This window comes from Flavobacterium sp. RHBU_3 (assembly GCF_046613565.1).
Classification (GTDB): Bacteria; Bacteroidota; Bacteroidia; order Flavobacteriales; family Flavobacteriaceae; genus Flavobacterium.
This window is the reverse complement of record NZ_JBKJHC010000021.1, coordinates 1-11,758: the sequence shown is the minus strand read 5'-3', so window position 1 is coordinate 11,758 and position 11,758 is coordinate 1. Positions and strand designations below refer to the sequence as shown.

Sequence of the window (11,758 nt, the reverse complement as noted above, 5' to 3'; positions counted from 1 at the left end):
ATATTTTAATTCGTTGATTCAAAGTTATTTACTACAAGAGAGGAAGGTTGTGTTTTTTCGACTAATGGACGGGTTAGTTTCGACGACTGTTTTTTTTCGTATGGTAAAAGAAATAAGCAAGCTGAAAAATCAGAAGTATTGCCATATCAACTACTTGCACTATTACTACCTCTTTTAGGGAGCTGTGAAAAAGTATTATCAGCACTATTTGAGAAAGTCCTAATACCGCCGATATTACTACAGGTATGTATTGCCCTAATGAAAGGAAATAGTAAGAGAAGATATTGGCTATGGCAAATATTGAGGTAGCCAGGGCATAGAGCCACAATAGTGGTGCTATAGCCAAAAACTGCGACCCAAAAAGAATGTTTACAGCCAGTTTAGGAAACAGTAATGCCCCTATAACTATACCTGCAGACAGTACTGCTATATATGCCACGTATTTCATGAGTACAGGACGGGTATTTTTGCCTTCTTTGCTCAGCTTTATTACAGCCGGAAGCAGCATCATTACAAACATCCATGCCACAAAGTATACTATGCGCCCTATAAGTGCCAGCGATGCGTAAAGCCCGGCCTCTTTTTGTGGGAAATAGTGCTTTACCAGCAGTATGTCGCTGTTGTTTATAACTATCTGGGTAAGTTCATAAAAGGCTGTAAGCAAAAAGAAAATCAGTACAGGCTTTATGTTCAGTCCGGAATTTCTGAACGCTGATCCGCTTATTAGTATCCTTTTCTGGAAGGGAAACAACGCTGTTATTAACGATATGAGAATTCCCATAGAAACAACAATACTACTGTTTAGCGATGTAAAACTTAGCAGTACACTAAGGGTAAACACTAACCTACTTATCATTTCTGACTGATATGTAAAAGCAAGTTTTTTCAGTTCCCCCCTCCCCTGATAAACGCCCCTGTTAAGGCTTGCAATAAAATAAAGCGGAAGGCCTGCCCCAAAAATGAGGAACATAAACTCAGAATGGGTGTGCAAAACGCTTTGTAATACTTGGCTCATCAATGCTATTACAATACCCAGGGCTGCCCCGGAAAATAAAGCAATCTTAGAAAAGACCGCAAGAAACGATTCCAGGTGGTCAGCGTCAAGCAGTACAGTATACTTAGCCGAAACAATTTGGAATGTCATACCTATAAAAGATAAAATCAGCAGCATGGTTATCAGCACCGCTGCATCGGCAAATGCTTCAGGTCCCAGTAGCCTGCCCAATATCAGGTTATACAGGTAGTTACCGGCATTAACTATTACAGCAGAAAACATAAAAACCTGTTCCTTAGAAATGCTTCTGGCATTAGGTAGCGTAATGATTGTACTTTTTATCATGATCAGAATTTTTTTGTGGTTGCAGAAACAAAATTCTCCTGATTTTTAGCTCAATAACCTCTTATTTCGTTCAAAGGCAGGTTTGCGTAGATGAAATATTGGAAACTAATCCGTAAATTGCATAGTAGCTAATCCAACTATAGTGATGAAATTTCAGAAATTATTTACAGTATTAATTTTCAGCATCATAACCTCATTTTGTTACGGTCAGGACATGCAGGAAGGATTTGGATACCTTGAAAAAGGTGAGTTTGCCAAAGCAGAAACCTTCTTTAGCGGAATTATAAAAGACTACCCCGATAACAAAACGGCCAATCTTTGCTACGGACGAGCAGTGGGGCTTAATGGGAACCCGGAAAAAGCCACAGACATTTTTACAAAAATGCTGCAGCAATATCCCGGCGATTTTGAGTTGGAACTTAACTATGCCGAATCGTTGTTATGGAACAAGCGTTTTGCCGAAGGAAAAGAATATTACAGTAGGTTGGCAGCGGAACACCCTGAAAGTTTTCCGGCTTTGCTGGGGTATGCTAATACCCTTAGCAACCTGAAAGAATATCCCGAAGCGCTGGATTATGTAAACAGGGCGTTGGCTGTTTCGCCCGGAAATGCCAATGCACTTGTATCACGAAAGTACATAAGGCTGGGCTACCAGGCCAAACTGGTGCAGCAGCGAGACTATAGTGGAGCCCTGGCCATGCTAAACGATAATCTTATTGACTTTCCGGGAGATAAAGACACCCTGCTTAATAAAGCTAATATTTACCTGATGATACGTGACGGCGAAAATGCCAAACAGACCTACAGGGAAATAGCTACAACCCCACAAGATACCATAGTAGCATTAAATGGTATATCATTAGCGGAACACATAAATAAAAAGGAAAAGAAGGCATTGGTTTGGGCACAGGAAGCCGTAAAAAAAGCGGACACCCTACACGATGAAAAACTGCTTAAACTAAGCCGCGAACGGTATATACAGGCGCTGATATGGAATAAAAAATACAAATTAGCAGAAGAAGAAATAGCTAAGGAAGCCGAAAAGTACCCTAATGAAAACAGGGTACTGGCCCTATCGGCAACACTGGGTATGTATAAGAGTAATTTTAAACACAGTATTACTGATTATGAAAGCATACTGGTTAACGATTCGCTTTCTTTTGACGGAAACCTGGGGGTAGCCAATGCTTATTTTGCAGACGGAAATCCGTATAAAGCGTACGATGCCGTAAATAAAACCCTCAGTGTTTTTGAAAACCAGAAAGATGCCGCAGGTTTCCTTGTAAAACTAAGCCAGGCATACGCGCCCTATATAGAAGAGCGGGTAGCACACTCTTTTGATAATGGTAATAACCGCGCAAACCTTAGCGCAACAACCTTACATTTCCCGGTAAGCTTTAAATGGGCTTTTACAGGTTTTTACCAGTACCGTAAAACCGAAAATACAGTAACAAATCTTTCGGCAGAAACAAATGATTTCAGGATTGGGGTTCAATACCAGTTTGCCCCTAAAGTAAGCGCTAATGTATCTGTAGGTTCTACATCGGCTAATGCTTATGGCAATAACTATAGCCAGGCACTTATAGATGTATTTATTAAAGCCAAGCCCTACAAGCTGCAAGACTTGGAGGCCGGTTATAAGCGCGATGTACAAAACTTTAATGCCGATCTTGTAAACAGTGAAATTACTGCTGACAACCTGTACATAAACTATAATATGGGTACTAATATAAATTTAGGATGGTTTACCCAATATTTTTACACCTCACAATCCGATAATAACAAAAGAAATCTGTTGTTTACATCACTTTACTATAGTTTTATGAATGACCCTGTAGTTAAGGCTGGTATTAACTACCAGTACATCACTTTTAAGGAACAACACCCCGAAACGTATTTCAGCCCCGGTCGTTTTAATATGTGTGAGGTATTTGCCGACTTTTTAAAAGATGAGCAGGTGACCGAAGCCAAACATATTTATTATGCCCTTAATGCTGCCGCAGGTTTTCAGTGGATAGAAAGTGACGGCAGGCAGGGAACTTACCGTTTACAGGCTAAATTTGGTTACAAATTTAGCGACAGGCTTGTGGCTAACCTCTATGGGCTTCACAGTAATATAGCCTCTGCTACAGCTGCCGGTTTTACATATACCGAGTTTGGTTTACGATTTAAATGGTTTATCACATCAAGGCCAATATTCTTAAAAGCAACCAATTAGCGTTTTAACGAAACAAATTTGCATCTCACCGACAGCTAAAATACGATTAGTCTAAATCATTTCAATTCGAAAACGATGTAATAGTACTTTTGACTTAATCAATTAATTTTATTAGCCATGAAGAAGTCGTTAAACATTCTTTTGATAGAAGATGATGTGGTAGAGGTTATGAAATTTAACAGGGTTATTAAGTCTCTTAATGCACCACACAGAGTTGTTGAAGTTTCTACTAATGATGAAGCCCTGGACGTGCTTAAAACAAAGAGAGTATATCCTGATATAATAGTAATGAACACACACTTTCAGAATACTGATGGTAAAAAATTCCTTAACATTATTAAACAGGATAAATTATTCCGGTTTATTCCTGCCATAATACTAAGCAATCTGGAAAGCCCACGTGAAATTACTGATTATTACCGTCAGAACCTTTGTGGCTACCTGCTCATTCCATTGCGTTATGAAGAATATGTAGATAAGATAAAGCACATGCTGGATTACTGGTGTACCAATGAATTTATAGGACAACACGCATAATGCAAACTATTGAATTTAAACAATATAACTACTAAGGCTTTCATTTCGAAAGCCTTTTTTGTTGATTTTCAACCATTCATCCACAGCAAAATGCTTTTCACCTGTGTTTCATATTGTTATAGTCGAAAATTCTACCATATAGCCTTTACAGATTATAATTTTGGTAAAGTAATTTAAAAACAAATGTAGAATATGAAACGTTTATTACTCTTAGCAAGCCTTATGTACGGAGTTGTAACTTATGCACAAGGATATCAGTTTTTAAGCACCTATGATTCTAATGGTGTTCCTACCGTTATAGAAGGTACAGATGTTATAAGCAGTGCTACACTTAGCTTAATTCAAAGTGCGGTACCTGAGGGGTACCCGGTACCTACGTATAACCCGCAGTATATATCATCGGGATATGACACTAATATCGAGCTTCTAGAAGATGCAGATGTATATGTAACATTTGTAGACGAAGGAGCCGGATATCGTAATGTTTTAGGTTTTTATACCTATAGTATCACTAATCCGCCTACAAGCCCACCGTTAAACTCAGATATACACATTATTTTCCCTAACGCTTCTTTACCAAACAGTGGTGGTAACCTGGCACGGGGAACTAAAGTAAAAATTGGTTCATTTTCTGCAGGAACAGGTATAGGATGGATACTTATATCAAATGGATGGAATGGATCATCTGTAGGGGCAGGATATTGGAAGTTTTATTCTAACCAGGAATGGAATCCTGAAACAAACCCTGATATAAGGCAACACAATGTACTTATCAACGATCCTGATAACCAAAGGATAATATTAGGATTTGAAGACATAAAGAGAGACAACTCTGGCTGCGACCAGGACTTTAATGATGCTATGTTTTATATTACAGCTAACCCATATAACGCAATGCGTACTGCAAACGTGGCCGATATAAGTGAGGCAGCAGACATAAGCAGCGGTAACGATGGCGGACTGGAAAGTAACGGCAGCCTGGCTAACCTGATAGCCCGCAGGAACTTTAAACGTATAAAAACCAACAGCTTTTTAAATAAAAAATCATTACAATCGCACTATACACCTACAGCAAGCTACCTTAAAAGCGTAGATAATCTTACTATTGAAAACCTTTTTCCTGATACAGGAATGTTTGGTAACGAAGTACCCTATGTTTCCAGTCCACAAGATCTTATAGGAATAACTAATGCCGAGGAAGTGTTCGCAGTAGACTACTATTCTGGCGATACCCGTGTGGCAGCAGCCCTTGCAACACGTACCACAGGAAGTGTATACAACCACAGTAAAATGATTTGCGACAGGCTAAACGGCTCTTCTCTTGAAGACGTTAGGACTGTTACCATTCAGGGACACAAAATAATAATGGTAAAACTGAAAAGGGCTAACGGTATTACTGAGTATGCCTTAACCTTTAGCGTAGCCGATAATGCATCGAGCTATTTACTACACAGCTACTGGAATATAGCACAATATCCTGAAGCAAATTACCTTAACTTTCAGGTATGGGGCACAAACATGGGGCAGGTTTCGGCAATTGTAAATCATATTATAGACGAATTTAATACCGATGCACCGCTTACGAGCGACGAAATAGAAAACAGGATACCTACCGTATTTGTAAAAAAAGGCAGCTACCATAATGGCGAACTTTCACTGGAAATGATTAATAAATCAGCCTCATCTACTCTTACATTCCAGGGTAATAAAAAAGCTACTGAAGTAAGTGAGACCGAAGTGATAAACACTACATCGAACCTAACAGGAGACTACAACGAGTCATTAACCTTAACTACGGGCGGCCTGTTTGATATAGGCTTTTCTATTACTGCTAATAATTCTGCAAGGGAAGACGGTTTATATCTTGCCGATGGTCCATGGGGTGTAGACTACAATACCGAAGATACAACCATTGAGAACTTTACCATTACACCTTACGAAGGCCAAAGCACATCAGGCACTTACGATATAGAAAGGGATGCAGCCCTAACAGGCCAAGTAAAAGGCACCGTAAACCTTTTCAGGAATATACTTGCCGGTGAGCTAACATTTGATGCTACCCCTTATGAAGCCATTAACTTTAATCTTGCAAGCTCTCATGCAGTAGAGGTTGTTATGGTTACCGAAGGACTAACCGACTGGAATAATAGGCTTAGGTACCAGATCGAAGCACAACCTGCCGCTAGTGCAAAAAGCATACAGCTAAGCAGTTTTGCAAATCCTCAGGGAGAAACTTATAATGGTCAGCCCATAAAAGGATTTGTTTTCTCTGTAATAGGTAACTACAGTACATTTGTACCGTTTAACATCAGCGTAAGCAATGCAAGTTTAGGAACCTACAGTTTAGGCATTAATGATGCTACTGCAACTGCTAAGAATACTTTCTATAACTATCCTAACCCATTTAACGGAAGCACTACTGTAGTATTACCAGTATCAGTAGATAAAGCAAATGTGCAGATTGTAGACCTTACTGGAAGAATTGTTTATAACGACACGCTAAATACCCAAAACGGTACCAGCATCAGCCTAAACAATCTAAGCCTGAACACCGGAACTTATATTATACGCGCTATGGCAAACGGAAAACAATATCAATCGAAATGTATTGTAAAATAATCTGACAATAAAACAGCTAAGAGAATAAACAAAAAAGCGACATTGTTTTCCAATGTCGCTTTTTTCTTTATATGTGGTCCTTATGGGACAATTTTCGAACCATTTTAGAGTAGACTTGAATAAATTACTCCAGTCAAAAGTATCAACTCCACTATACCATTAAATATTTTAATAGATCATCTTATGTATTAAAAAATCATTATCCCTGTAACATAGTGTACTAAAACCCGTCTGATATACGTTAGCCTATCGTCAATCAATAAAAAACACTATGAAAAAACTGATTAAAGAATACCTGCCGGTATTCTTTTTACTTGTGTATTGCGGACTCAGTGCACAGGAAAAATTTACGTTAAGTGGCACCATTGCCGATTCCGGCACTACAGAAACCCTCATTGGCGCTACTGTATACATTAAAGAACTGCAAACAGGAGTTACCACGAATGAGTATGGGTTTTACTCCATTTCTTTGCCGGCCGGCACCTATACTGTACAGATAAGCTATGTAAGCTTTGGCACTGTAGAGGAAACTGTAGCGCTGAACAGCAACGTAAGAAAAAACTACAACCTTACAAGTAGTGCAAACGAACTCCAGGAAGTAGTTATTAGTACTGACAAGCCTAAGGCAGATGTACGCACACCTCAAATGAGTATGAACCGGCTTACGTCGGCCGAAATTAAAAAGATGCCGGTGGTATTGGGCGAAACAGACGTTATCAAGTCGCTTATGCAATTGCCGGGTGTAACAAATTCAGGCGAAGGATCATCGGGCTTCAACGTTCGTGGCGGTGCAGCCGACCAAAACCTTATTTTACTGGATGAAGCAACGTTGTTTAACTCCTCGCACCTTTTCGGGTTCTTTTCGGTATTTAATGCCGATGCCATTAAAGAGATAAAGCTATACAAGGGTGGTATCCCCGCACGCTATGGTGGCAGGCTTTCCAGCGTACTTGATATTTACCAGAAAGAAGGTAACAAAAACGAATTCCACGTAAACGGTGGTATTGGGCTTATATCAAGCCGCTTACTTGCTGAGGGGCCTATTGTAAAAGACCGTGGTTCGTTCCTTATTGGCGGGCGTACAAGTTATGCACACCTGTTCCTGAAACTTTCGGGGAACGACAATTCGGCATCCTTTTATGACCTGAACACAAAGCTGAGCTATAAACTAAACGATAATAACAACGTTTACCTTTCAGGATACTTTGGTCGCGACCTTATGAACATCAGCAGCAGCTTTGATAATATTTATGGTAATACTTTGTTTAACCTGCGCTGGAACCATTTATACAGCGACAAGCTGTTTAGCAATATGAGCCTGATATATAGTGATTACTATTATGGACTTACACTTGACTATGTAGGTTTTAAATGGGATAGCGGTATTAAAAACTATAATTTTAAATACGATTTTAAACACTACGTAAACGACAAAATAAAACTTACCTATGGTGTTAATGCAATATACTATAGCTTTAACCCCGGCGAAATCACCCCTACCGGATCTGACTCTGCTATAAACCCTGATAAGCTTGACAAAAAGTACGCACTGGAACCGGCCGTATATATTGACGCCGAACAACAGCTAACCGATAAACTTACACTGAGCTACGGTCTTCGTTACAGTCTTTTTTACAGGCTTGGTGCTCAGACCATGAATATTTACGCTAACAACCAGCCTGTGGCATACGATGACGACCTGAAGATTTATGAAAAAGCTACGCCTATAGGCACACGCTATTATGACAGCGGCGATGTTATAGCCCAATTTAGCAATCCGGAGCCGCGTGCAGCGGTATCATACCGCCTTAACGACGATAGTTCTTTAAAAGCCAGCTATAACAGAATGGCGCAATACCTGCACCTTATAAGCAACACCGCATCGCCTACTCCTCTCGATGTATGGGCGCCAAGCGACGATTACCTTAAACCACAATTGCTGGACCAGTACGCAGTAGGTTATTTCCGCAACCTGAAAAATGACGCTTATTCTATTGAAGCCGAAGCGTATTATAAAAACATAAAAAACAGGCTCGACTATATAGACGGTGCCGATCTTATTGCAAACGAAAACATAGAGCAAGTACTTTTAAGAGGAAAGTCAAGAGCTTACGGGCTTGAGCTTCTTGTTCGAAAAAATGAAGGTAAATTAACAGGATGGGTATCGTACACCCTTTCACGCTCTGAGCAACAAACACCCGGTCGTACACCAAATGAAATAGGTATAAACAATGGCCAGTGGTATAAAACAGGTTATGACAAACTGCACAACCTGTCGGTTACAAGTTCATACGAACTAAGTAAGAAATGGCAATTTGGCGCCATATTTACATTACAAAGCGGTAGACCTGTAACCTACCCTAACGGACAGTACCATTATGGAGACATTACTGTTCCGAGCTATGGATTAAGAAATGAGAACAGGTTACCGGCATATCACCACCTTGACGTATCGGCTACATTAACACCACAAAACCAAAAAGGAAGAAAATGGCAGGGCGAATGGGTATTTAGTATCTACAACCTGTACAACAGGCAAAATGCAGCTTCTATCAGCTTCCGCCAAAACGAAGACACAGGAACCAGTGAGGCTGTACGGCTATCAATATTCGGGATGATACCCAGTGTAACGTACAACTTCAAGTTTTAAGCACCATCAATCAAACTTTAGAATCATGAAAAAAATAACATATATACTCTTAATAGCTACAACATTGCTTTTCGCTTCTTGCGAAGAAGTAGTAGATGTAGATCTGGAAACAGCCGCACCTCGGCTGGTAGTAGATGCTTCGCTTGACTGGGTTAAAGGAACTGCAGGAAACAACCAAACCATAAAACTTACTACAACTACAGGCTACTATGAAACAGAAGTACCGGTAGTAAGTGGCGCATCGGTAACAGTATCAAGCTCAGATGGCACCCTGTTCACTTTTATAGAAACTCCGGGTACAGGCGAATATGTTTGCAATAATTTTGAACCTCTCCTTGGCGAAACATACACACTTACCATAATCTCAGACGGACAAACATATACCGCGGTAGAAACTTTATATCCTGTACCGGAAATTACCACTGTAGAGCAAATAAATGATGGTGGTTTTTTGGGTGATGAAACCGAAGTCCGTTTTTACTTTATGGACGATGCAGGCGCTAATAACTTTTATATGGTACGTTTTGATGCCGAGATACTTCCATTCCCTGATTATGATGTTTTCGATGACGAATTTACACAGGGAAATCAAATGTTCGGTAATTTCAGTGATGAAGATCTTGAAGCAGGGCAAACACTCGGTATAAAGCTCTTCAGCATATCAGAACGATACAAAAACTACATGGAAAAACTACTGGAAGTTTCCAGTGGAAACGGTGGCGGGCCATTTACAACCACACCTGCAAGTGTTCGTGGTAATATGGTCAACCAAACTAACATTGACAACTATGCCCTCGGGTATTTCCGTGTAACCGAAGTTGACACACTTAATTACACAATTACCGAGTAAGCATTATATCAGTTAATATCGCACTAATGCCTGTCTCATCCAAGACAGGCATTAGTGCGTAGCATTCTCTGTAGCCAGCCTATGTTCAATATATCCGTTATAAGTTACTACATTTGTAAAAACAGTAAAACACAAAAATGTCATCACACCACATAGTACGAGACGACCAGGAACCGGCACTTATTATAGCCAACGGAGCCGAATGCAGTAAAGAGCTTATGGGGCAGCTCCTGGAATGGTCGCCGCTTGTAATTGTTTTAGACAGTGCTATAGACAGGGTGATGCAACTTGGCATTAAGGTAGATGTGCTACTTGGGGATTTTGACCGTGGATTTGCTCCCGAAAAATACCTTGAACAGCAATATCCCCTGGAAATAGTGTACACTCCCGATCAGGAAAAAACAGACCTTGAAAAGGCATTTGACTATCTCATCACCCGAAAAATACCGGCTGTAAATGTCATTTGGGCAACAGGAAAGCGTGCTGATCATACCATTACAAACATTACAAACATAGTACGCTTTCGAGATAAACTGAAAATCGTTTTGCTGGACGACCACAGCAAAATATTCCTGCTGCCAAATAAGTTTGAAAAATGGTACCCTCAAGGCACTCCTATTTCGTTAATCCCGATTGGAAAAGTTGAAGGAATTTCTACAAAAAACCTGAAATACCCTTTACAGGATGAAGCCTTAACAATAGGTTACCGTACGGGTAGCAGCAATGAAACCGAAAAAGACGGTATGGTAGTAATAGAACACCGTGAGGGTGATTTAATAATGATGGAATGTTTTGATTAAAAAATTAACGATGATTACCATACGCAGAGCAACAACAGCAGACCTCGCAGTGATACGTGATATAACAAATCACAATATATTGCATACCACTTCAAACTACGATTACGAATCCAAGACAGAAGCAGAAATAAGCCAATGGTTTGCTGACAAGCAACAAGGCAACTGGCCGGTTATTGTGGCTGAAGAAAACGGTAGTGTACTGGGCTTTGCTACTTATGGAACTTTTAGGTTAAAAATAGGATACAAACCCACCGTAGAGCATTCAGTTTATGTTATAGAAGGGCAGCATGGCAAGGGAATTGGCAGGCTACTCCTCACCCACCTTATAGAGCTTTGCCGTGCCGAAGGCTACCACTGTATGGTAGGCTGCATTGATGCCGCTAACCAGGGTAGTATTGCTTTTCATAAAAAATTCGGATTTACCGAAGCCGGAATATTAAAGGAAGTTGCCTTTAAATTTAACCGCTGGCTCGATTTACAATTCATGCAGCTATTACTCAACTAATTTTCTCCTGAAGCCCACTCATCCGGGCTTTTTTTATTATCGTCGCACCCGCTGTCCGCTGTATCTGCAAGCCCAACAGGCTCACAGGATGCCGCTCCCATCGGGGCTAAAGGCATACACCGCTTTCTTATCTGTAAACGTTCCTTCTCTCATAATACATAAAACAACAAAGGCAGCCAATGGCTGCCTTTGTTGTTTTGTGTGTTATCTTTTGTTCTTCGGTTATAATCCCTGCCCCAA

At 40.2% G+C, this 11,758-nt stretch carries 8 protein-coding genes; 7 read left to right on the top strand and 1 reads right to left on the bottom strand.

Annotated elements, in window-relative coordinates; translation table 11 throughout:
* Positions 1–73: 73 nt before the first annotated feature.
* Entirely contained in the window at positions 74–1,339 is a 1,266-nt protein-coding gene (locus ACLI1A_RS19150; RefSeq protein WP_411410310.1) for an oligosaccharide flippase family protein, read from the bottom strand.
* A 145-nt stretch (positions 1,340–1,484) separates the two neighbouring features.
* Between ACLI1A_RS19150 and ACLI1A_RS19145 the strand changes: the two genes are divergently transcribed.
* The 7 genes from ACLI1A_RS19145 to ACLI1A_RS19115 all read left to right on the top strand — a co-directional run bounded on the left by ACLI1A_RS19145 (position 1,485) and on the right by ACLI1A_RS19115 (position 11,518).
* The gene (locus ACLI1A_RS19145; RefSeq protein WP_411410309.1) at positions 1,485–3,557 is read left to right on the top strand and encodes a tetratricopeptide repeat protein; all 2,073 of its coding nucleotides are present in this window, start codon (positions 1,485–1,487) and stop codon (positions 3,555–3,557) included.
* A 117-nt stretch (positions 3,558–3,674) separates the two neighbouring features.
* The gene (locus tag ACLI1A_RS19140; RefSeq protein WP_411410308.1) at positions 3,675–4,094 is read left to right on the top strand and encodes a response regulator; all 420 of its coding nucleotides are present in this window, start codon (positions 3,675–3,677) and stop codon (positions 4,092–4,094) included.
* Positions 4,095–4,286: 192 nt separating this feature from the next.
* Entirely contained in the window at positions 4,287–6,713 is a 2,427-nt protein-coding gene (locus ACLI1A_RS19135) for a DUF4114 domain-containing protein (RefSeq protein WP_411410307.1), read from the top strand.
* A gap of 271 nt (positions 6,714–6,984) precedes the next feature.
* On the top strand, positions 6,985–9,363 hold the full coding sequence (locus tag ACLI1A_RS19130; protein ID WP_411410306.1) for a TonB-dependent receptor: 2,379 nt from the start codon (positions 6,985–6,987) through the stop codon (positions 9,361–9,363).
* Positions 9,364–9,388: 25 nt separating this feature from the next.
* Entirely contained in the window at positions 9,389–10,213 is an 825-nt protein-coding gene (locus tag ACLI1A_RS19125; protein WP_411410305.1) for a DUF4249 domain-containing protein, read from the top strand.
* Between the two features lie 137 nt (positions 10,214–10,350).
* On the top strand, positions 10,351–11,013 hold the full coding sequence (locus tag ACLI1A_RS19120; protein ID WP_411410304.1) for a thiamine diphosphokinase: 663 nt from the start codon (positions 10,351–10,353) through the stop codon (positions 11,011–11,013).
* Between the two features lie 10 nt (positions 11,014–11,023).
* Complete coding sequence (locus ACLI1A_RS19115) at positions 11,024–11,518, top strand: N-acetyltransferase family protein (RefSeq protein ID WP_411410303.1); 495 nt, start codon at positions 11,024–11,026, stop codon at positions 11,516–11,518.
* The last annotated feature ends 240 nt before the right edge of the window (positions 11,519–11,758 follow it).

Coding starts and splice junctions, on each gene's coding strand:
- ACLI1A_RS19135 (WP_411410307.1), top strand. CDS start 4,287: ATGAAACGTTTATTACTCTTAGCAAGCCTTATGTACGGAGTTGTAACT.
- ACLI1A_RS19145 (WP_411410309.1), top strand. CDS start 1,485: ATGAAATTTCAGAAATTATTTACAGTATTAATTTTCAGCATCATAACC.
- ACLI1A_RS19125 (WP_411410305.1), top strand. CDS start 9,389: ATGAAAAAAATAACATATATACTCTTAATAGCTACAACATTGCTTTTC.
- ACLI1A_RS19140 (WP_411410308.1), top strand. CDS start 3,675: ATGAAGAAGTCGTTAAACATTCTTTTGATAGAAGATGATGTGGTAGAG.
- ACLI1A_RS19115 (WP_411410303.1), top strand. CDS start 11,024: ATGATTACCATACGCAGAGCAACAACAGCAGACCTCGCAGTGATACGT.
- ACLI1A_RS19150 (WP_411410310.1), bottom strand. CDS start 1,339: ATGATAAAAAGTACAATCATTACGCTACCTAATGCCAGAAGCATTTCT.
- ACLI1A_RS19130 (WP_411410306.1), top strand. CDS start 6,985: ATGAAAAAACTGATTAAAGAATACCTGCCGGTATTCTTTTTACTTGTG.
- ACLI1A_RS19120 (WP_411410304.1), top strand. CDS start 10,351: ATGTCATCACACCACATAGTACGAGACGACCAGGAACCGGCACTTATT.